Source organism: Bradyrhizobium sp. AZCC 1719 (assembly GCF_036924525.1).
Lineage (GTDB): Bacteria > Pseudomonadota > Alphaproteobacteria > Rhizobiales > Xanthobacteraceae > Bradyrhizobium.
In genome coordinates, this window is the sequence record NZ_JAZHRU010000001.1 from 2954101 (window position 1) to 2974847 (window position 20747).

The 20747-nt window shown below is 63.8% G+C and carries 16 protein-coding genes; 10 read left to right on the forward strand and 6 right to left on the reverse strand.

Annotated elements, in window-relative coordinates; genetic code table 11:
• Positions 1-3: 3 nt before the first annotated feature.
• Positions 4-1332 carry an aspartate aminotransferase family protein gene (locus tag V1292_RS14045; RefSeq protein ID WP_334373270.1) on the forward strand — a complete coding sequence of 443 codons (1329 nt, stop codon included), beginning with the start codon at positions 4-6 and terminating at the stop codon, positions 1330-1332.
• A 64-nt stretch (positions 1333-1396) separates the two neighbouring features.
• Positions 1397-2662: a D-amino acid dehydrogenase gene (locus tag V1292_RS14050; RefSeq protein WP_334373271.1), complete on the forward strand. Its 1266-nt coding sequence runs from the start codon at positions 1397-1399 to the stop codon at positions 2660-2662.
• Between the two features lie 129 nt (positions 2663-2791).
• Here the strand turns inward: V1292_RS14050 and V1292_RS14055 are convergent, their stop codons facing one another.
• Positions 2792-5092 carry a molybdopterin guanine dinucleotide-containing S/N-oxide reductase gene (locus V1292_RS14055; RefSeq protein WP_334373272.1) on the reverse strand — a complete coding sequence of 767 codons (2301 nt, stop codon included), beginning with the start codon at positions 5090-5092 and terminating at the stop codon, positions 2792-2794.
• Between the two features lie 17 nt (positions 5093-5109).
• Positions 5110-5793, reverse strand: coding sequence for a cupin domain-containing protein (locus tag V1292_RS14060; protein WP_334373273.1), 684 nt, complete (start codon positions 5791-5793; stop codon positions 5110-5112).
• A gap of 160 nt (positions 5794-5953) precedes the next feature.
• On the opposite strand from V1292_RS14060, the gene V1292_RS14065 reads away from it, so the two are divergent.
• The 5 genes from V1292_RS14065 (at position 5954) to V1292_RS14085 (ending at position 10733) form a co-directional block, all read left to right on the forward strand.
• Positions 5954-6721: an ABC transporter substrate-binding protein gene (locus tag V1292_RS14065; RefSeq protein WP_334373274.1), complete on the forward strand. Its 768-nt coding sequence runs from the start codon at positions 5954-5956 to the stop codon at positions 6719-6721.
• Complete coding sequence (locus V1292_RS14070; RefSeq protein WP_334373275.1) at positions 6721-7374, forward strand: amino acid ABC transporter permease; 654 nt, start codon at positions 6721-6723, stop codon at positions 7372-7374. Before V1292_RS14065 ends, V1292_RS14070 begins: the two co-directional genes overlap by 1 nt.
• On the forward strand, positions 7371-8102 hold the full coding sequence (locus V1292_RS14075) for an amino acid ABC transporter ATP-binding protein (RefSeq protein ID WP_334373276.1): 732 nt from the start codon (positions 7371-7373) through the stop codon (positions 8100-8102). The genes V1292_RS14070 and V1292_RS14075 overlap by 4 nt, the downstream gene beginning before the upstream one ends.
• A gap of 10 nt (positions 8103-8112) precedes the next feature.
• A complete protein-coding gene (locus V1292_RS14080) occupies positions 8113-9405 on the forward strand; it encodes an NAD(P)/FAD-dependent oxidoreductase (protein ID WP_334373277.1) in 1293 nt (430 codons plus the stop codon).
• 113 nt (positions 9406-9518) lie between these two features.
• Positions 9519-10733, forward strand: a complete 1215-nt coding sequence (locus tag V1292_RS14085; protein ID WP_334373278.1) for a DUF1236 domain-containing protein — start codon at positions 9519-9521, stop codon at positions 10731-10733.
• Positions 10734-10977: 244 nt separating this feature from the next.
• Here the strand turns inward: V1292_RS14085 and V1292_RS14090 are convergent, their stop codons facing one another.
• Entirely contained in the window at positions 10978-12570 is a 1593-nt protein-coding gene (locus tag V1292_RS14090) for a gamma-glutamyltransferase family protein (RefSeq protein WP_334373279.1), read from the reverse strand.
• A gap of 203 nt (positions 12571-12773) precedes the next feature.
• Between V1292_RS14090 and V1292_RS14095 the strand changes: the two genes are divergently transcribed.
• The 3 genes from V1292_RS14095 to V1292_RS14105 all read left to right on the forward strand — a co-directional run bounded on the left by V1292_RS14095 (position 12774) and on the right by V1292_RS14105 (position 16068).
• Positions 12774-13505, forward strand: a complete 732-nt coding sequence (locus V1292_RS14095) for a gamma-glutamylcyclotransferase (protein ID WP_334373280.1) — start codon at positions 12774-12776, stop codon at positions 13503-13505.
• 168 nt (positions 13506-13673) lie between these two features.
• Entirely contained in the window at positions 13674-15338 is a 1665-nt protein-coding gene (locus tag V1292_RS14100) for a flavin-containing monooxygenase (RefSeq protein WP_334373282.1), read from the forward strand.
• A gap of 130 nt (positions 15339-15468) precedes the next feature.
• Entirely contained in the window at positions 15469-16068 is a 600-nt protein-coding gene (locus V1292_RS14105; protein ID WP_334373283.1) for a hypothetical protein, read from the forward strand.
• Positions 16069-16198: 130 nt separating this feature from the next.
• Here the strand turns inward: V1292_RS14105 and V1292_RS14110 are convergent, their stop codons facing one another.
• From V1292_RS14110 to V1292_RS14120, 3 genes are all read right to left on the reverse strand, one after another.
• On the reverse strand, positions 16199-17050 hold the full coding sequence (locus V1292_RS14110; protein WP_334373284.1) for a phytanoyl-CoA dioxygenase family protein: 852 nt from the start codon (positions 17048-17050) through the stop codon (positions 16199-16201).
• Between the two features lie 105 nt (positions 17051-17155).
• Entirely contained in the window at positions 17156-17656 is a 501-nt protein-coding gene (locus tag V1292_RS14115; RefSeq protein WP_334373286.1) for an L-2-amino-thiazoline-4-carboxylic acid hydrolase, read from the reverse strand.
• Positions 17657-17932: 276 nt separating this feature from the next.
• A complete protein-coding gene (locus V1292_RS14120) occupies positions 17933-20611 on the reverse strand; it encodes an alpha/beta hydrolase fold domain-containing protein (RefSeq protein ID WP_334373287.1) in 2679 nt (892 codons plus the stop codon).
• Between the last annotated feature and the right edge of the window lie 136 nt (positions 20612-20747).

Below are 20747 nucleotides of genomic sequence, written 5' to 3' on the forward strand. Positions count from 1 at the left end.
GACGTGACCCTTCATCAGAAGCCGAACACCCTGCAGACCGACTCGTTCTGGATGCCTTTCACGGCCAACCGGCAGTTCAAGAAAACGCCCCGCCTGTTCGCCTCCGCCGAGGGCATGCACTACACCACCGTCGACGGCCGCAAGGTGATCGACGGCTCGGCCGGCCTCTGGTGCGTCAATGCCGGCCATGGCCGCCGCCAGATCGCCGCCGCCGTCGAACGGCAATTGATGAACCTCGACTTCGCGCCCTCGTTCAACATGGGCCATCCGTTGGCGTTCGACTTTGCCGAGCGGCTCACCGAGATCGCGCCGAAGGGACTGGATCGCGTCTTCTTCACCAATTCGGGCTCCGAGTCGGTCGATACCGCGCTGAAGATCGCGCTGGCCTATCAGCGCGCGATCGGGCAGGGCACGCGGACGCGCCTGATCGGCCGCGAGCGCGGCTATCACGGCGTCGGCTTCGGCGGCATGTCGGTCGGCGGCATGGTGGCCAACCGCCGCGCGTTCGCCACCCACCTGCCTGGAGTCGATCACATCCGTCACACCCATGATCTCGCCCGCAACGCCTTTGCGAAGGATCAGCCCGAGCATGGCGCCGAGCTCGCCGACGATCTCGAGCGGATGGTGGCGCTGCATGGCGCAGACACCATCGCCGCCGTCATCGTCGAGCCGGTGCCGGGCTCGACCGCGGTGCTGCCGCCGCCGAAGGGCTATTTGAAGCGGCTGCGCGAGATCGCCGACAAGCACGGCATCTTGCTTATCTTCGATGAGGTCATCACCGGGTTCGGCCGCCTCGGCACGCCGTTTGCGGCTGATTATTTCGGCGTCACGCCCGACATGATGACGACCGCCAAGGGTATCACCAACGGCACCGTCCCCTGCGGCGCGGTGTTCGCCAGCCGCAAGATCCACGACGGGCTGATGACCGGGCCTGAGGGCACGATCGAGCTGTTCCACGGCTACACTTATTCCGCGCATCCGACCGCCTGCGCCGCGGGCTTGGCGACGCTCGACATCTACAAGGACGAGGGGCTTTTGACGCGTGGCGCGTCGCTGGCCGAATACTGGCGCGATGCGCTGCATTCGCTGAAAGGCCTGCCCAACGTGATCGACATCCGCAATGTCGGCCTGATGGGCGCGGTCGAGCTTTCGCCGCGCAGGGACGGCGTCGGCGCACGCGGCTATGACGTGATGGTGGATTGCTTCAATCGCGGGCTTTATTTGCGCATGAGCGGCGACTCTTTTGCGATGTCGCCGCCCCTGATCGTCGAGAAGAGCCATATCGACGATATGGTTTCGATTCTGGGCGACGCGATCAAGCGCGTGGCCTGATCCTTGCTCTGAAGAAGATAGAGCGGCCGCGGCGTGCGACGCCGCGGCGGATGCGTGAGGAATCGTGAAAGTCATCGTTCTCGGCAGTGGCGTGATCGGCGTCACCACAGCCTATTATTTGGCGCGTTCCGGCCACGAAGTTGTCGTCGTCGACCGCCAGGCCGAGCCCGCACAGGAAACCAGTTTTGCCAATGCCGGCGAGGTTTCGCCCGGCTATTCCTCGCCGTGGGCGGGGCCGGGCGTGCCGGCGAAGGCGATCAAATGGCTGTTGATGCGGCATGGCCCGCTGGTGATCTGGCCCAAGCTCGATCCCGTGATGTGGATCTGGGGGCTGAAGATGCTGCGCAACTGCACGGCAGAGCGCTATGCCATCAACAAGAGCCGGATGATTCCGATCGCCGAATACAGCCGCGACTGCCTGCGTGCGCTGCGCGCCGAGATAGGCACCAAATATGACGAGCGCAGCCAAGGCACGCTGCAGCTCTTCCGCAAGCAGAAGCAGCTCGATTCTACCGGCGACGATATCGCGGTGCTCAAGCAGTATGGCGTGCCTTATGAGGTGCTCGATCGTAGCGGCTGCATCGGCGCGGAGCCCGCGCTGGCGGCCGTGAAGGACAAGTTCGTCGGCGGGCTACGGCTGCCGCAGGACGAGACCGGCGATTGCCACATGTTCACGCAGGCGCTCGCCAGGGAAGCTGAAAAGCTCGGGGTGCAGTTCAAGTTCAATACCACGATCGAGCGGCTGGTCGCGGAAGGCGACAGGATTACCGGCGTCGTCACCAGCGCCGGGCTGTTGCAGGCCGATGCCTATGTCGCCGCGCTCGGAAGCTGGTCGCCGCGGTTGCTCAAGCCTCTGGGTGTTTTTGTTCCGGTCTATCCGGTGAAGGGCTATTCGATCACGGTGCCGATCACCGATCCCGACGGCGCGCCGGTGTCGACGGTGATGGACGAGAGCTACAAGGTCGCGATCACGCGGCTGGGGGATCGCATCCGCGTCGGCGGCACTGCGGAAATTTCCGGCTATTCGAATACGCTCGATGCGGCGCGGCGGGCGACGCTGGATCATTCGCTGACCGACATGTTTCCGCGCGGCGGCGATTTGAGCAAAGCGAGCTTCTGGTGCGGCCTGCGCCCGATGACGCCGGACGGACCGCCGGTGATCGGCGCGACGCGCTACGGCAATTTGCATCTCAACACCGGCCACGGCACGCTCGGCTGGACCATGGCGTGCGGTTCGGGGAGGGTGCTGGCGGATCTGATCTCGGGACGGAAGCCGGATATCGATGTGAGCGAGCTTGCCGTGAGCCGGTACGATCATCGGTTTGGGTGAGGGCGCCCAACGCTCGCCACCGTCATTGCGAGCGAAGCGAAGCAAGCCATCTCACGGCGCGGGGATAGATGGATTGCTTCGTCGCTTCGCTCCTCGCAATGACGACGGTGTGGTGTTTTTCCCTCCGCATCACTCCTGATCAGGAGGATCGAAGGCTCGAATCGGAGGCAGCGTGCCCGAATACTTCTCGCACTCGACCACCGTCACTTGGCCGCAGCAACCTTGCGCCAGCCGTGATGTGCCGATGTCGCGGGTGAGCACGTTCGGGTTGCCGTGCACGCAGAGCGGATGGTCTGCCGTACCGGCTTGCGGATCATACCAGGCGCCGGTCGACAATTGCACGACGCTGGGCATGACGTCGTCCGAAACGGCGGCAGCGGCCAGGCACGCGCCCCGATCATTGAACAGGCGGACGATGTCGCCATTGGCGATGCCGCGGCGCGTCGCATCGACGGGGTTGAGACGGACGGCTTCCCGGCCGGCAATTTTCTTGGACTGGCTGTAGGCACCGAAGTCGAGTTGGCTGTGCAGCCGGGTCGCCGGCTGGTTGGCGATCATCGTCAATGGGTGGCGCTGATCCGGCGGTTCGGTCGACGGCAGCCATGCCGGGTGGGGCGGGCAATCGTCGTAACCGAAGCCTGCAATAGTTTTCGAATAAATCTCGATCTTGCCGCTTGGCGTGGGCAGCTTGTTCTTGACGGGATCGTTGCGGAAGGCGCGCAGAAAGCCGCCGTCATCAGGGGCCGATGGCAGCGCGAGTTCGCCGCGCCGCCAGAACTCGTCGAAGTCAGGCGCATCCCAACCGGCATCGGCAAGCGCCCGCCGTGTCGGCTCGTAAAGATGGGCCAGCCATTGCCTGGTATCGCGTCCTTCCGTGAAAGCCTGTTCGACGCCCAATCGTCGCGACAGCGCGGCAAAAATATCGTAATCGTCGCGCGCTTCGCCGATCGGGTCCACGGCCTTGCGCATCGCGACCAGCCTTGGATCGGTGCCGGCGGCGCCGATATCGTCGCGCTCCAGCGTCATGGTCGCCGGCAGCACGATGTCGGCAAACTTCGCCATCGGCGTCCAGGCGCTCTCGTGCACGACAATGGTTTGCGGGACATTGAAGGCCCGCCGCAGCCGATTGATGTCCTGGTGATGATGGAACGGGTTGCCGCCCGCCCAGTAGACCAGCTTGATGTCGGGATACCGCATCGTGCGGCCGTTGTATTCGAACGTTTGTCCCGGATTGAGGAGCATGTCGGCGACACGCGCGACCGGGATGAAGTCGGCGATGCCGTTCTTGCCTTGCGATAGCGTCGGGATCGGAACCGCGTTGAGGCGACGGCCGGTGTGGCCGAGCGCACCGAGCGCGTAATTATATCCGCCACCGGGCAGGCCGATCTGGCCAAGCATGGCCGCGAGCACCGCGCCCATCCACACCGGCTGCTCGCCATATTGCGCCCGCTGCAGGGAATGCGAGACCGTGATCAAGGTGCGTCCGCGCGGCAGCCGGCGGGCGATGTCGACGATGGTGCCAGCCGGAATGCCGGTAATGTCGGCCGCCCATGCCGCGTCCTTTGGCCTATGGTCGTCGCGGCCGAGCAGATAGCGTTCGAAGATGTCGAAGCCGGTGCAATAGCGCGCGACAAAGCTGCTGTCCCACAGGTTCTCGACGAGGAGCGTGTGCGCGAGCGCCAGCATCAGTGCGACGTCGGTGCCGACCTTGATCGGCATCCACCGGGCGCCGGCCGCTTCCGGCATGTCGTCGCGCAAGGGAGCGATGCCGTAGAAGACGGCGCCGCGGCGCGCGGCCCTTTGCATCGCATCGCGCTCGATGTGCCGGCTGATGCCGCCGCTTGCGACGTCCGAGTTTTTCAGCGCCATGCCGCCGAAGGCCAGCACCGTATCGGTGTGCTCGGCGATCTGATCCCACGTCACGTTGTGGCGCGAGATGCCTTCGAAGCCGCCGAGGACATGCGGCAGCATCACGGCCGAGGCACCGGCGCTATAGCTGTTCACCGAACGCACATAGCCGCCGAACGCGGTGTTCAGGAAGCGATGAACCTGGCTCTGCGCGTGGTGGAAACGTCCGGCGCTGGCCCAGCCATAGGAGCCGCCATAGACCGCCTCTGCACCATATTCGGTTCGGATCCGCGCCAATTCGCCTGCGAGCAGGTCGAGCACTTCGTCCCAGGGGCATGCGACGAATTTCTGGTCGAAGGTGCGCGGAGCGGGTGCGTTGTTTCGGTCCAGCCACGCCTCGCGCACCATCGGCCGCAGGATACGGGCCTTGTGGCGCATCGCCGTGGTGAAATTCTGCAACATCGGGGAGGGCGCCGGATCGTGCTCGTACGGCTTGATATCCAGCGTCGCGCCGTTCCACCGTGCCGCGAAGGCGCCCCAATGCGCGCTGTGCGGGCTCCAATCCTCTCGGGCTTGATTCATCTGTTGTTCCAGACTGTTCATGACGCCTGCGTCACGCAATTCACCCACAGCACGACCGCTTTCGCATTTTTCGCGGGATTTGAGAAGCGGTGCGGCCTGCGGCTGGCAAAGCGAAAACTGTCCCCCCGCTTTAGCGACCAGGTCTCGGCGTCCACGGTCAGCGTCATCTCGCCTTCCAGCACCAGCCCCGCCTCCTCGCCATCATGGGTGTAGAGCTCGTCGCCGGTGTTGCCGCCGGGCTCCATGTGCACGAGAAACAGATTGAGGCGGTTCTCAGTACCCGCCGGGCTCAGCAATTGCTTGGAAATGCCGGTGCGCCACAGTTTCAGTTCGGCGCGCTGCATTTCGCGCGTCACCACGCCGCCCGAAGCGGCATCATCACTCGGCTGCGAGCCGAACAGCGCGGCGATGCCGACGCCGAGCACGTCGGCAAGCGTCGCCAGCACGCGGAGCGAAGGCGACGACAGCCCGCGCTCGATCTGGCTGAGAAAGCCGATCGACAGATCGGTCTTCGCCGCAATCGTCTCCAGCGAGAGCTTGTGTTCGCGGCGCAGGTCGCGGATACGGCGGCCGACCGCAAGGTCCATCGCCGGCTCGGCCGACCTGGCGGCGGTCTTCGCCCTCGACCTGGCCGCCGACTTTCCGACGGTCCTTGCCTTGGCCTTGAACGCCGGTTTCTTTATTCGCTTGCCGCCGCTCACGTCAGACCGCTTCCTTCATGTGCATGAAAATCGCTTGCAAACCCCGGAGAAGTGTGACCACAATTTCATATTGGTGAAAATAGGCCTGAACGGCGTTGCCTGCAACTCTTTGGTCTAAGGCGGGCAGGCCGGGCGGTGTGCAGTTTCAGGAGGTGGTGCGATGGCTCTGAAGCGTCTCGTTCAGGCCGCGGTGGCGGCCTTGGTTCTCACAGCCGCGATGCCGGCATCCGCGCAAAAGGTGCTGAAGGTGGGCTCGACGCCGACCGGCGTGCCCTTCACCTTCCTCGATACCAAGACCAACAGCATTCAGGGCATCATGGTCGATCTGATCACCGAGATCGGCAAGGACGCCGGCTTCCAGGTCCAGATCGAGCCGATGCAGTTCTCGACCCTGATTGCCTCGCTCACCTCGAACAAGATCGACATCATCTCGGCGGCGATGTTCGTCACCCCGGCGCGCAAGGAAGTGATCGATTTCTCCGAGCCGTTTTACAGCTATGGCGAAGGCCTCCTGGTGCCGAAGAGCGATACGAAGACCTACACCAAGCAGGACGATCTGAAAGGCGAGGTGGTCGGCGCGCAGGTCGGAACGGCGTTCGTCGACGCGCTGAAGAAGTCGGGACTGTTCAGCGAGGTCAAGGCCTACGACACCATTCCCGATATTCTGCGTGACGTGAACGCCGGCCGCCTCAAGGCCGGCTTCGCCGATTATCCGATCCTTGCCTACAATCTCAAGCAAGGCGGCTTCCCCGACGCGCGCATCGTCGAGAGCTACAAGCCGGCGACCGTCGGCGCCGTCGGCATCGGCGTGCGCAAGGGCGATACCGAGCTGCTCGCCAAGATCAACGCCTCGCTTGCAAAGCTGAAGGCGAACGGCACGGTCGAAAAGATCCTCGATAAATGGGGCCTCAAGGCGCAGGGTGCCTGATGCAGGCGTTCTGGCGCGACGCGACCGAGTTCCTGCCGATCCTGATGAGCGGCGTGGCGCTGACGGTCATCGTCACCATCGCTTCTCTCTTGCTGTCGACCGCGCTCGGCCTGGTCTGGGCCTTGATGCGGGTATCCGGCATCGGCGTTTTCTCAGGTTTCAGCGCCGGGCTGATCAACGTGATCCGCGGCATCCCGATCATCGTGCTGTTGTTCTATCTCTATTTCGTGATGCCCGAACTCGGCCTCACGCTGACGGCGCTGCAGGCGGCGATCCTAGGCCTCGGCATCGCCTATTCGGCCTACCAGGCGGAGAATTTCCGCGCCGGCATCGAGGCCATCGACAAGGGGCAAATCGAGGCGGCGCAGGCGATCGGCATGGGCTGGTGGCAGACCATGCGCCGCGTGGTGTTGCCGCAGGCGGTGAAGATCGTGTTGCCGCCCTACGGTAACATCATGATCATGATGCTGAAGGATTCTTCGCAAGCTTCCACCATCACGGTTGCCGAACTCGCACTGCAGGGCAAGCTGATCGCGTCCTCCACCTTCAAGAACACCAGCGTGTTCACGCTGGTGGCGCTGATGTATCTCACCATGAGCATCCCGCTCATTCTTCTGGTTCGTCACTTCGAAAAGCGCGCGGGCCATAAATGATCGAGCTCACCAACGTTCACAAGAGTTTTGGCAAGGTCGAGGTGCTCAAGGGCATCACGGCTTCCGTCGAGAAGGGCGAGGTGGTCTGCGTCATCGGTCCCTCAGGCTCTGGAAAATCCACCATTCTGCGCTGCATCAACGGGCTGGAAAGCTATGACAGCGGCGACATCCTCGTCGAAGGGGCGCGCGTCGACCGCAACGCGCCCTCGATCGTTGCAATCCGGACGCAAGTCTCGATGGTGTTCCAGCGCTTCAACCTGTTTCCGCACCGTACCGCGCTGGAAAACGTCATCGAGGGGCCGGTCTATGTGAAGAAGGAGCCGCGCGCGGAAGCGCTGGAGCGCGGCCGCGCGCTGCTGGCGCAGGTGGGGCTCGCCGAGAAGGCCGACAGCTATCCGCCGCAACTCTCCGGCGGCCAGCAGCAGCGCGTCGCGATTGCCCGCGCGCTGGCGATGCAGCCGAAGGCGATCCTGTTCGACGAGCCGACTTCGGCGCTCGATCCCGAACTGGTCGGCGACGTGCTCTCGGTGATGCGCAAGCTCGCCGACGACGGCATGACCATGGTCGTCGTCACCCACGAGATGGGATTTGCTGGCGATGTCGCCGACCGCGTGCTGTTCATCGACGGCGGCGTGATCGTCGAGCAGGGGCCGGCGAAGTCGATTCTCAACCAGCCGCAGCATGCGCGCACGCAGGATTTTTTGCGACGCGTGCTGCATCCGCTCTGAGTTCGCCAGCATGAATGCGCCCGTCCGACTACCGCTGCCGCCAAGTCTCTACGCCGATACGGCGGTCGCGCCGGCACCGACGCCGCCGCTTGATGGAGACAAGGACGTTGCGGTCGCGATCATCGGTGGCGGTTTCACCGGGCTGTCCACCGCATTGCATCTGGCCGAGCAGGGCGTGAATGCGATCGTGCTGGAAGCGCAACAGCCGGGCTGGGGCGCTTCGGGCAACAATGGCGGTCAGGTCAATCCAGGCCTCAAGCACGACCCCGACCGGATCGAGGCCGATTTCGGCGTCGGGCTCGGCGGCCGCATGATCGCGTTTTCTTACGGCACCACCAACTACACGTTCGATCTGATCCGCCGCTACCAGATTCCCTGCGAAGCAAGGCAGAACGGCACGCTGCGCGCGGCCTATAACGAGGCGAGCGCCAGGGGAATCGAAACCACGGCAAAGCAGTGCATCCGGCGCGGCATGCCGGTGACGCTCTTGAATCGCGAGCAGATGCGGGAGATCACCGGCACCGACCGCTATCTCTGCGCCATGCTGGACAATCGCGGTGGCGACCTGCATCCGCTGAGCTATGCGCGCGGGTTGGCGCGCGCCGCGATCGCGGCCGGCGCAGCCGTCCATGGCGAGACGCCGGCGCTCTCCTTGTCGCGTGAAGGCGCGCATTGGCGCGTCGAGACGCCGCGCGGGATCGTACGCGCCGAAAAGGTGCTGTTGGCTACCAACGGTTTCACGGACGATCTGTGGCCGGGCCTGCGCCGCACCATCGTGCCGGTGTTTTCGTCGATTGCGGCCACCGCGCCTTTATCCGACGAGGTCGCGCGCGAAATCATGCCGACGCGCTCGGTGTTGTACGAGAGCGGCCACATTACGGTGTATTACCGGATCGATGCGCGTAATCGTCTGCTGATGGGCGGACGCGGGCCGATGCGCTGGATCAGCAAGCCTGGTGATGTCGCCTATCTCATCCGCTATGCCGAACAGCTGTGGCCGCGGCTGAAAGGCGTGACCTGGACGCACGGCTGGAATAGCCGGCTCGCGATCACGCCCGATCACTATCCCCATGTGCATGAGCCGGCGGAGAATCTTCTGATCTCGCTCGGTTGCAACGGCCGCGGCGTCGCGCTCTCGACCGCGATGGGCGCACAGCTCGCGCGTCGCCTGATCGGCGGCAAAGACGCCGAGATCGACATGCCGATCTCTGGCATCAAGCCGATGGCGCTGCACGCATTCTGGCCGCTCGGTGTCACGGCTGCGGTGCTGGCCGGGCGGGTCAGGGACCGGCTGGGAATGTGACGCTGCGGTCGCGCAGCCTTCAAACAGCCAACCGAGACATCGCTCGCCCTGGACGGAACCTTCCATCCCCCGCGAACGTTCGCTTGCGCAGGGCCGATTTCGAGGAGGTCAAGATGCGCAAGCAGTTACTGTTATCGACTGGAATTATCTGCCTGATGCTGGCACCGGGGCTATCGTATGGCCAGGCCCCGGGTGGAAGAAGCGAGGAACCGAAACAGATGCAGCCGAGCGATCGTGGCAAGGGTGCTGCATCGCAAGAACGCGGCGCCGAGCGAGCGCAGGAACGCGCCAAGGGCGCCGAGAAGGGTGCGGAACAGAAGGCGCAAGGCGCACCGGGCCGTGAGGAAAGAGGAGCCGGTTCCCGGCAGGCGGGCGAGAAGGGCAAGGCTGCACCTGGGGCCGAGCGTCCAACGGCTGCGAGCGAAGACAGCAAGCGTGGCCGCGGCGATGACGCGAAGAGGGCCACGGAGCAAACCAAGGGCGCCCGCCCGGGCGATCGGGAGGCCGATCGCGGCCGCGATGCCAAGGAGAGCGCTAAGGACAGTGCCAAAGACAGAACCAAGGGCACCGCCGAGTCCGAGAGGACCAAGAGCGGAACAACGACATCCCAGAAGGAGCGCGAGGGCACTACCACCACGCAGAAGGAGCCGAGCCGCGATCAGCGGGACGAAACCTCAAAGGATGCCGCTCAGCAGGGCAAGGACCGGCCGGCGACCGCGACTGAAACCACGCGCACGCAGACCCAGACCAGCCAGACGCAGGACCGCCAGCAGATCTCGACCGAGAAGCAGGTGCGCATCTCCGAGAGGCTGACCCGCGAGCGTCTCGCGCCGCCGCAGCGCAATCTCAACATCTCGATCCGGGTAGGCGAGCGCATTCCTCGGCACGTGCGGGTCCAGCGACTACCTGCGGCGATTGTCTCGATCGAGCCGGCGTATCGCGGCTATGATTACTTCACAACCGAAGAGGAAATTGTAATCGTTGAACCCGGCACGCAACGGATCGTAAGCCAGATCCCGCGCGACGCGTCGCGCATTCGCGCAGCGGGCGGCGAGGCCGCCGGTAGTGGACGTGGGGCCGACGCGATGGCCCAGGCCGGCGGTGCGCCTTGCCGTATCATGCGCCGCGATACCGCGGGCAATGTTACCGAAGTCTCGCCCACGACGGTTGGTTCGACCGCACCGCAGGATTCGATCAGCGTCAGCGTTCGTGCACCGGGCGGCGGTGGATCGACGAACCCGATTGCACTGGGCGCCTCGGAAGGACAGATCGTGGTCGCCATGCAAGGCGGCGATTGCACGGTCACGATCGAGCCGCAGACGCGGTAGGGACCGCTGGAGGATCGCCGAGATCGAAGAGTGCGGCACATGGTTGCCGCACTTTTTTGTCCAACGGCTATCGTAGGGTGGGCAAAGGCACTCTTGCGCCGTGCCCACCATCTTTTCGAGACCACAGATAGAAATGGTGGGCATGCGGAGCCTGTCATCGGGCGCGCATTCGCGCGACCCGTTGGCTTTGCCCACCCTACGGGGTTTGGGGCAGCGGGCGAGGGCGCAGCTATGCTTTCCTGCCTCACCCCTCCGCCACTGCCTCGCTCCAGGCGTGGAACGGCTCGGTCGCGCCGCTGTTGGTTTCGCCGTCGCGCAGCACCACGCTGGGGCACGCGAACTTCATCGGGAGGTTCTGGATGCGCGCCTCCTCGTAATCGAAACGCGAACCCAGCGCTTCGCGCGCGGCCTGCGGCAGGCGGACGTCGCCGATCACGATCGCGCCTTCGCTGGCGTCGATGCGCGGCTGATGAATTGCGGCATCGAGATCCATGCCGTAATCCATCACGAAGGACAGAAGCTGGCTTACCGCCGGCAGAATGCGCCGGCCGCCCGAAGCGCCGACCGCGATGCGCCTTCCGTCCGCCGCCTGCGCCAGTACGGGCGTGTAGTTGGTAAGGCACCGCTTGCCCGGCGCCAGCGAATTCGGCGTGCCCGGGGTCGGGTCGAACCACATGATGCCGTTGTTCATGGTGATGCCGGTCTGGTTCGTCACGAATTTGGAGCCGAAGGTGGACAGCAAGGTTTGCGTCACCGCGGCCATGTTGCCGTCGCGGTCGACGGCGGAAAAATGCGTGGTGCAGGCCGGCGCCAGCGCTTCGGCGCCGAGCGCGCGCCTGCCGTCTTCATCCCCCATGTCCTTTAACCGTTCGCGATACGCCTTTTGCAGCGCCGATGCATAGGCGATGTAGGCTGCCGCATCCGGTCCGCCGCGCGCAGGCTCGAGATTTTCCTGCAGCAGACGAAGTGTGCGCGCCAGCGTCGGCCCGGCGGTGAGTTCGGGCGTCGCGAACACCTTGCCGCCGCGATAGGGGATCGCCAGCGGCTCGCGCACAACGCTGCGAAATGGCTTGAGATCCTCGACCGACAGCGCACCGCCGGCGGCTTGAATGTCGGCGGCGAGGCTCTGCGCCAGATCGCCTTCATAAAAATCCCGCGGACCGGCGCCGGCGAGTTGCGCCATCGTGGCCTTGAGCCGGTCCTGCGGCATGCGGACTTTGGACCTGATGCCCCACTGCGGGTTCGGTGGCAGGCCGTCCTGGAGATAGGCGGCGGCGCTCGCGGGGTAACGCCGCAAGTCTGCTGCCGCGCTCGAAATCATCACGGTGGTCCACCAGTCGACCGCAAGCCCTTCGCCGGCGAGCGAGATGCTCGGCGCCAGCAACTCCTTCCACGGCAGTTTGGCGTAGCGGCGGTGCGCCTCTTCCATGCCGGCGACCACGCCGGGCACGGCGATCGAGCCGGGCCCGTGAATGTTGCGGTCGTCCTTTACCCGCGGCCAGGGGAAGATGTCGGAAGCCGCGCCACCGCCGGTCAGCGGATCATCTTCCACCCGCAGGCTGAGCGGCGCCCGCATGCCGTAGTCGATCACCTCATAGCGGTGTTCGCGCGCCCGGTAGAGCACCATCGCGCCGCCGCCGCCGACCCCGCTCATCCAGGGCTCCAGAACGCCAAGCGCGAACGTCGTCGCGATCACGGCATCGATGCAGTCGCCGCCCGCGGCCAGCACCTCGGCTCCCACTTGCGCCGCCCTGCTTGATTGCGCGGCGACGATGCCGCCTTTGGAAGCGACGGCCGGCTTGCGTATCGCTTGGGTATTGGAGAACTGGTCGCGCATCGGATTGCCTTTGATCCCTGTGACGTGTGTGGTTGCCGGTCGGGCGGAAGATTTCGTTGACGTCATTACACCCTAAAAATCTCAGGCCAGCCATGACAGAATGACATGCTGGGAATTCGCATCGCCCGCCTTCGTGTTGGCGTCTTGCGTCCGACAATGGCACATTGCTAACGATGGCCGTATCCACAAAGGAGCATACTGGCTTGACCGCCGACGCATTCATTCATCTGCCGGAGCTGCGATCCCGGGTAACGCACCCGGAAAAGTCGCTGCTGCGCCTCACGCCGGAGATATTTTCGATGTGGGAGCAGCGGGCGCGGGCCGCGGGATGGCCGGCAGGCTGGCGGCTCTCGGACGAAGCGATCGAGGCGTCGCGGCTTGCGGTGCTCGGCGATCACCCTGATGGCGATGACCTCTGGATCTACTCCTACGGTTCGCTGATGTGGGACCCCGGTTTTCACTTTGCCGAAGTCCGGCTTGCCGACGTCGAAAATTATCAGCGTCGCTTCACGCTGAAGATCAATCTCGGCCGGGGATCGCACGACTATCCGGCGCTGATGCTCTCGCTGGAGCCGCAATTGGGATGTTGCCGCGGGCTGGCGTTCCGTATTGCGGCCGATTCTGTCCATGCCGAGACCGCGATCCTGTGGCGCCGCGAAATGCTGCGCGGCGGCTATGCGCCGGCGATGATGCCGATGACGACGCCGCAGGGACCAATTACCGCACTCGCCTTCACCTCCAACCGCTCGCATCCGAGTTATGTCGGCGAACTGCCGCTCGCCGAGACCGCCGCGATGATCGCGAGCGGGAAGGGCGTTCTCGGCACTAACCGCGAATACCTCGTGCAACTGGCGACGCAGTTGCAGGCGTTGGAGATCGAGGATCCGTATGTCGCGCAGTTGCATGCGCAGATCGGCGGCGCTCCCGGTGCTTGAGGCGGTCACCTCACGGCGGCCTGCCGCGTCCATTTTCAAACAATGTTTTAGGCTGATTTTGCCGCACAATCCGGCATCCTGACGCAAGTGCAGGATGCGGATAGTTGGCATCATAAGAGCCGCCGCGCGGAGACGATCGACGCCGAATAACTAATGGAGAGGGCGCGCATGACTGGGGAGATCAAGTCGCACTACGAGGTCGTTGTCGTCGGCGCGGGCGTGTCAGGCATTTACCAGATCAAGCGGCTGGCCGATCTCGACGTGGATGCCCTGGTGCTCGATGCTGCCCCCGATCTCGGGGGAACCTGGTACTGGAACCGCTATCCCGGCGCGCGCTTCGATTCCGAGAGCTACACCTACGGCTATTCCTTCTCGAAAGAGCTGCTCAACGAGTGGCACTGGCAGGAGCGGTTTTCGAGCCAGCCGGAGAATCTTCGCTACCTCAACTATGTCGTCGACAAGTTCGATTTGCGCAAATACATGCGGTTCAACCGCAAGGTGGAAGCGGCGGCGTTCGACGAGGGCTGTCATCTGTGGCGGCTCCGGCTCGACGATGGACGTGAACTGAACTGCCGATTCCTCATTCTTGCGGTCGGGTTGCTCTCGGTACCGACGCTACCGCGGCTTGAGGGCATGGAGACGTTCAAGGGGCGTTCGTTCCATACCTTTTATTGGCCGCACGAGCCGGTTGAACTCTCCGGCAAGAAGGTCGGCATCATCGGTACCGGCGCCACTGCGATCCAGGTGATCGGCGAGATTGCCGACAAGGTCGGTGAACTCACGGTGTTTCAGCGGCGTCCGAACTGGAGCGCGCCGCTCAACAACAGCCCGATCTCGGACGAGGAAATGGCTGACATCCGTTCGCGCTACGATGAAATCTTTGCCGCCTGCCGGCGCACGCCCGGCGGCTTCGAGCACGAGCCTGATAGACGCGGCTTCTATGAAGCCACCCGCGAGGAGCGGATCGCGCTGTGGGACAAGCTCTATGACGAGCCCGGCTTCGGCATCTGGCTCAGCAATTTTCGCGAGATTTTTACCGACGAGGCGGCCAATGCCGAGTTTTCCGCTTACATCGCCGATCGCATCCGACGGCGCGTGAAGGACCCCGCGACCGCGGAAAAGCTGATCCCGAAAGATCACGGCTTCGGCGTGCAGCGGGTGCCGCTGGAGACCAATTATTTCGAAGCCTACAACCGTGACAATGTGCATCTCGTCGACATCGGCGAGATGCCGATTCTGCGGGTCACTGAGACAGGCCTGCGCACCAGCGCGCGCGATTACGATCTCGACATCATCATCTACTCAACCGGCTTCGATGCCATCACCGGCGCATTCGATGCGATCGACATCACGGGTGCCGCCGGAGTGAAGCTCGCCGACGAATGGCGCGAGGGACCCTCGACCTTTCTTGGCATGATGGCGCATGGTTTTCCGAATTTGCTGATGCCGACGGGCCCGCAGAGCGGCTCAGCCTCGACGAATTTTCCGCGCGGCATCGAGAACGGCGTCGGCTGGTGCATGGGCCTGCTCGGCCACATGTGGGACCGCGGCTACACGCGGGCCGAGCCAACGGCGGAAGCGCAGGCGCGCTGGACCGCGCACGTGACCAAGATGTACGCCATCATGCTGATGCGCAAAGCCAAGTCGTGGTTCACCGGCTACAATTCCAATATCCCCGGCCACGAGCACGGCAAGACTCGGTATCTCGTTTATAATGGCGGTACGCCGAAATATGTCGCGGCGATCACCGAAGTTGCCGATAAGGGGTATGAGGGCATCGTGTTCGATGCGCAGCAGCACCTTACCAAGCCCGCGGTACGCAAATTAGGCTAAGTGGCGTGGCCTCATCCCATGCCGGGCCCGGGCCGCACGATGGGTTTCAGTTGGGTGGACGGGGACGAGATATCGACGAGATGATAAAAGCGTCGTCGTGCCGTTACAGGGGGAGCCTTGGGGAATAAGTATGATGCAGTGGCTCAAAGACAACAAGGATGCGCTAACTGTCGTATTATCAACTCTTGCATTCCTCATAAGTATCGCGACTTTCTTTCGCTCATGGCAACGAGATCGGCGCGACGCAGCCAAAGCTTTGCAGGCAAAGAGTCCTCGTATCTCCATACGAACAGAGCGCGCGGTTTGCGAAAATCTCTATATTCCAATCTCTAGTTCACTTATTCCCGGTTGGGATTTTTACATACATTTTGAAATCGAAAATCGGTTTGGAGTGTCTTTTACAATTCAACGGATTTCTGCGACCGAGCCGAAGGGCGCGAAAGTACGCCTCCACCAACCGATCAGTGATGGATTTAGAAAGCATGATGAAGACCCAACCGACTTGCTGGGTGATACATCTGCGGTGTACTTCAAACCCACCCAGCCGGGTGGGGTCTTACGGCCCGCTTTCCATCTGCATATTGCAAGAATGCTCACGGTCGAAGACGTCAAAGTCGGAGTTCCGATCACTCTGACGTTCGATTTTGAACTTCAGGAGGAGGTGCCGAAACGCGAGGTAATTAAGCGTGAATTTGTTCTTCGTCCTGGGATAGTATCCGCGCGAAATTAGCCCAATGATCGAAGCGAGGGGCTAAATAGCTCGCCGGTGAACGGATTGAATCCCCTCGTTTCAAGACGCCGGACGGGGGGCATCGCGATAACTCAATCCATCCAGCGGCCACGAAGAGTCTGTGCAAACGTTAGCGCACTCCAAGCAGGCGCCTGGGATGAACGCCATCGACGTAGCCCATGAACGGCGGATGGATCGAATAGCCGATCAGCTCGCGTGCGCGCTCGGGCAGTTTGCTCGCCACCTCGGCAGGGACGGCGAGCGCCATGTTCTCGAGTTGCCGCACCCAGCCCACGCAATATTGCGGCGTGATGATCAGGCGCGGCCGGTCCGACCGGTTGGCGCCGCCACGGTGCCATAGCGTTCCCTTGGTGATGGCCAGCGATCCGGACGGCATGATCAGCTTCACGGCGTCAGGCCTGTCGCCTTCCTCGTGACTGGCTTCGTTGGTGAAGTGAGCGGGTTTCACCGCGCCCTCGATATATTGCCCGTCCCACAGATGGCTTCCGGGAATGATTTCGGTGGCGCCATTTTGCTCGGTCGTATCGTCAATCGCCCAAAACGTGCTGATGCCAAGGGCAGGGCGCGGGCGCGGAATCTTCACGCCGCTGTCGTCGAAGTGCCAGGGCTGGACGGTCTCGCCGGGATGGAGATTGATCGCGAGCAGGGCAGACAGCAGGCAGCTCTCGCCGAGTTCGGCTTCCACAAAAGCCATCGCGAGCGGGTGGATCGCGAGCTCGGCGAAGACAGGCGATTTCGCCAGCAGTGCATACACCCGGTTGGTCCTGGTGCCTTCAAAATCGTTGCGGCCGAACAGATCGCGCGCCAGATGCGGCGCCAGCGCCGCGCGGATTTCGGCGACGCGGTCGGGCGCCAGAACGCGTTCGAAGATCAGGTAACCGCTGCGGTCGAACTCTTCCCTTAAGGAGGCGAATGAGCGTTCCCCGAGCCAGGGCAAAACCTGCTCCGCTGTCGCTGCCATCTGCGCTCTCCCTCGCGAGCCCGGTCAGCCCGGCTTCTTGCGATACATCATACGCAACCAGGGGCTTTTTTCACGAGATTTCTGTGGCGTTAACGCTGGCGCAAATCATGACCGCGGTGCGAATGCGTAGCGGAACGTGCAGCTCGGCGCGCCCTGCATCAGGGTCTGGTCGCGCCTGAGGTTGACCTCGCTGCCGCCGGCGGCAACGATATCGAAATCGGTGGCGCAGACCAGCAGCGCGCCGAGCTCCGGCTCGCCGAGCGCGCGGAAGAATTCCGCGAACCGGCAGTGCGTGACGTCGAATTCCAGCGCCTCCTTGTCGTGCCGGCGCATCTCGACCGTCACCTCCCGCTCGGTGACTTCGGCAAGCGCGGTATGCATGGTCGCCCATTTACGCCGCGCGCTGCCCTCGACACTCTCGCCGATGGCGGCGAACAACGCCTTCGACCAGTCGCGCAAGGCTTGTCGCGCAATCGCGTCAGCCTTTTCCTGGCCCAGTTCCGCGCGCAACGCTCGCAGCATCGGCACCAGCACCTGCGCCTGGATCCGCGTTTTGTCCAACAGCGACAGGCGGGGATCGACCATATAATCGTCGAGCACATTCATCGCAGGCTCCTTTCGATTCCGATCTCCAGCGAGATATTGCGGCCGGCGAGGCGAGCGCAAGCGAGATAAGCTGGGCGATTGGCTTAGAAAATCTGATGCATGACCATCGATGAGATGCGGCACGCTCAGGCATGGGGCGGGAGACCGGACAATTCGAACCAGGATGGGTTTCGATTGCCACCCCCAGGCTGGCGTCAAAGCAGCATACGCCGATCGTGAGCGGTTCAAAATCTTTGGACCGCTCGAATGAAGCCGGGCGGCCGCTGCCTTGCGCGCCTACCCCGCAGCCGCGTTGACCGCGATCGGCGAAGCGCCTTCGCCGCTCTCTTCCAGCTTTCGCGGCAACCCCGCAAAACCGCGCAACGCTTCCGCCATCTTGGTACGTCCGCTGACACCGGTGATCACCACATCCACCATCATCAGGGACGAGTGGATGTGGCCACGCGCCTGCAGTTGCTCGACCGGCACACCTGCGGCCGCCATCGCCTCGGCATATTCGATCCCCTCGTCACGCAGCGGATCGAACTCACAGGTCGCCACGAACGCCGGCGGCAGGTTCGCCAGATTGCCGCGCAGCGGCGAGGCGCGCGGGTCGGTGCGGTCAGCGGGCGAACAATAGATATCCCAGAACCAGAACATCAGCGCACGCGTCAGGAAATAGCCGACCGCATTCTCGGCATAGGATGGACGGTCGAACCTGCAATCGGTGGCAGGGCACACCAGGAGCTGGCCTGCGATCTCTGGCCCGCCGCGGTCGCGTGCGAGCTGGCAGGTGACGGTGGCGATATTGGCGCCGGCGCTCCAGCCCGCGACCAGCACCGGTCCCGCTCTGCCGCCGAGTTCGGTGGCATGCTCGGCGATCCAGCGCGTTGCCGCATAGCCATCTTCGGCGGCGGCGGGGAAGCGATGCTCGGGCGCATGGCGATAGCCGACGCTGACGACGATCATTCCGCTGCGGCGGCAGATGTCGCGGCAGAACGGATCGTCGGATTGCTCGTCGCCGAGCACCCAGCCGCCGCCGTGGAAATAGACCACGATCGGATGCGGCCCGGGCGTTGCCGGCCGATACAGGCGATACTGCAGCAGGCCATCGGCGCCGTGCAGCACGCCGTCGCCGACTTCTCCGACGGGCCGGCCGGCGGGACGGCTCTTGTTGAATTCGGTGAGGAAGTCGCGCGCGCCCTGGGCGCCGAGCGACTCGATCGCCGGCAGGTTCATCTCCGCCAGCATGCCCAGCACCAGCCGCACGTCCGGCTGCAGGCGCACGACCTGGCCGTCGTTGCATTGCTCCGAAACGTTCGGGCCGGTCAGTTTGAAGCCGAGCATGCCGCGGGCGACGACCTCGTTGCAGATACTGCGATAGGGGCCGACGCCGCCGGTATAGGGCATTACGCCTTGCGCCTTGCCGGGCACGTTGGCGCCCGTGTACCAGGTGTTGGCGAGCCGATGCAGCGTCAGCGTCGAACAGTCGGCCATGTGCTGCGCCCAGCCGGCCTGCGCCGTCTCGGTCGCGTCGATGGTCGTGAAGCCGGCCTCGCGCATCGCCGCCAGCCGGTCGACCACCCAGTCGACATGCTGCTCGATCGAGACCGCCATGTTCGACAGCACCGATGGGCTGCCCGGGCCCGTGATCAGGAACAGATTGGGAAAGCCTGAGACCGTGAGCCCGAGATAGGTCTGCGGACCGTTGGCCCAGATGTCGGACAGCGACTTGCCATCGCGGCCCGTGATCGGATGAACCGCTTTGATGGCGCCGGTCATGGCGTCAAAACCGGTGGCGAACACGATCATATCGACGTCGAACGTCCGCTTGTCGGTCTTGATGCCGGAGGCCGTGATCTCTGTGATCGGCTCCTGCCGCAGATTGACCAGCGTGACGTTGGGGCGGTTGAACGTAGCGTAGTAGTTGGTATCGAGGCAGGGACGCTTGGCACCGAACGGATGGTCGCGCGGGGTCAACGTATCAGCCGTCTCCGGGTCCTTGACGATGGTTTGGATCTTCTCGCGGATCAGGTCGGCGAGCAGCGCATTGCCGTCGACGTCGACGCCCTGGTCGGCCCAGAGCTGGGTCAGGATGTAGACGAGATCGCCGGCGGCCCAGGCCTGCTCGAAGCGCTCGCGGCGCTCGGCATCGCTCAACTGCCAGCTCACCGCCATCTGTTGCGGATAGGGGACGCCCGCGAGCGACCACCGCGCCTGCTCGCGATAGCCGGTGCGGTCGCCCTGCAGCAGCGCGAGGCGGTCCTCCGGCGCCGGACCGTTGTGGGCGGGAAGGGCGAAATTCGGCGTGCGCTGGAAAACGGTGAGATGCGCGGCCTGCTCGGCGAGCAGCGGGATCGACTGGATGCCCGATGATCCGGTGCCGATGACGGCGATGCGCTTGCCGGCAAGCTTGACCTCTTCGTGCGGCCAGCGGCCGGTGAAATAGACCTCGCCCTTAAAATCCCTGACGCCGTCGATCTCCGGCGGCTTCGGCGCGGAGAGACAACCGGTCGCCATGATGTAATAGCGGCAGGAAATGCTGGCGCCATTGTCCGTCGTGAGCCGCCAGCGTTCGGCCGCCTCATCCCAATTTGCCGCCGTGACCTTGGCGCCAAAGCGGATGTCGCGCCGCAACTCATATCGATCGGCGACGAAACCGAGATAGCGCAGGATCTCGGGTTGCGTTGCGTATTTCTCCGACCATTGCCACGCACTCTCCAGCTCGGGATCGAAGGTGTAGCTGTAGTCGATGGTCTGGATGTCGCAGCGCGCGCCGGGATAGCGGTTCCAATACCAGGTGCCGCCGACGTCGCCGGCCTCCTCGATCACGACCGCCGAGAAGCCGGCCTTGCGCAAGCGATGCAGGAGATAGATGCCGGCAAAGCCGGCGCCGACCACGGCGACATCGACCTGTTGTGTCGTGCCGCTGTTTGTCGTTTCAGAAGAACGTGCTGCGACCGCTGCGTCTGGCATGCCACTCCTCCCGTGCGTTTTATATTTTGGGACAGGCTACTGCCGCGTAGTCAGTTTGTCATCAGGCCAAATACAATCATTGGATGTTTGCTGCAGACGCGCGCTGCCGCAGAGTCCGACCAGCGGTTTCACGAAT

Bases quoted from the DNA above. Each gene is read 5' to 3' on its own strand.
- V1292_RS14100 (WP_334373282.1), top strand. From the start codon at position 13,674: ATGACTGGGGAGATCAAGTCGCACTACGAGGTCGTTGTCGTCGGCGCG.
- V1292_RS14090 (WP_334373279.1), bottom strand. From the start codon at position 12,570: ATGCGCGACCAGTTCTCCAATACCCAAGCGATACGCAAGCCGGCCGTC.
- V1292_RS14080 (WP_334373277.1), top strand. From the start codon at position 8,113: ATGAATGCGCCCGTCCGACTACCGCTGCCGCCAAGTCTCTACGCCGAT.
- V1292_RS14115 (WP_334373286.1), bottom strand. From the start codon at position 17,656: ATGAATGTGCTCGACGATTATATGGTCGATCCCCGCCTGTCGCTGTTG.
- V1292_RS14075 (WP_334373276.1), top strand. From the start codon at position 7,371: ATGATCGAGCTCACCAACGTTCACAAGAGTTTTGGCAAGGTCGAGGTG.
- V1292_RS14110 (WP_334373284.1), bottom strand. From the start codon at position 17,050: ATGGCAGCGACAGCGGAGCAGGTTTTGCCCTGGCTCGGGGAACGCTCA.
- V1292_RS14120 (WP_334373287.1), bottom strand. From the start codon at position 20,611: ATGCCAGACGCAGCGGTCGCAGCACGTTCTTCTGAAACGACAAACAGC.
- V1292_RS14055 (WP_334373272.1), bottom strand. From the start codon at position 5,092: ATGAATCAAGCCCGAGAGGATTGGAGCCCGCACAGCGCGCATTGGGGC.
- V1292_RS14070 (WP_334373275.1), top strand. From the start codon at position 6,721: ATGCAGGCGTTCTGGCGCGACGCGACCGAGTTCCTGCCGATCCTGATG.
- V1292_RS14085 (WP_334373278.1), top strand. From the start codon at position 9,519: ATGCGCAAGCAGTTACTGTTATCGACTGGAATTATCTGCCTGATGCTG.
- V1292_RS14065 (WP_334373274.1), top strand. From the start codon at position 5,954: ATGGCTCTGAAGCGTCTCGTTCAGGCCGCGGTGGCGGCCTTGGTTCTC.
- V1292_RS14105 (WP_334373283.1), top strand. From the start codon at position 15,469: ATGATGCAGTGGCTCAAAGACAACAAGGATGCGCTAACTGTCGTATTA.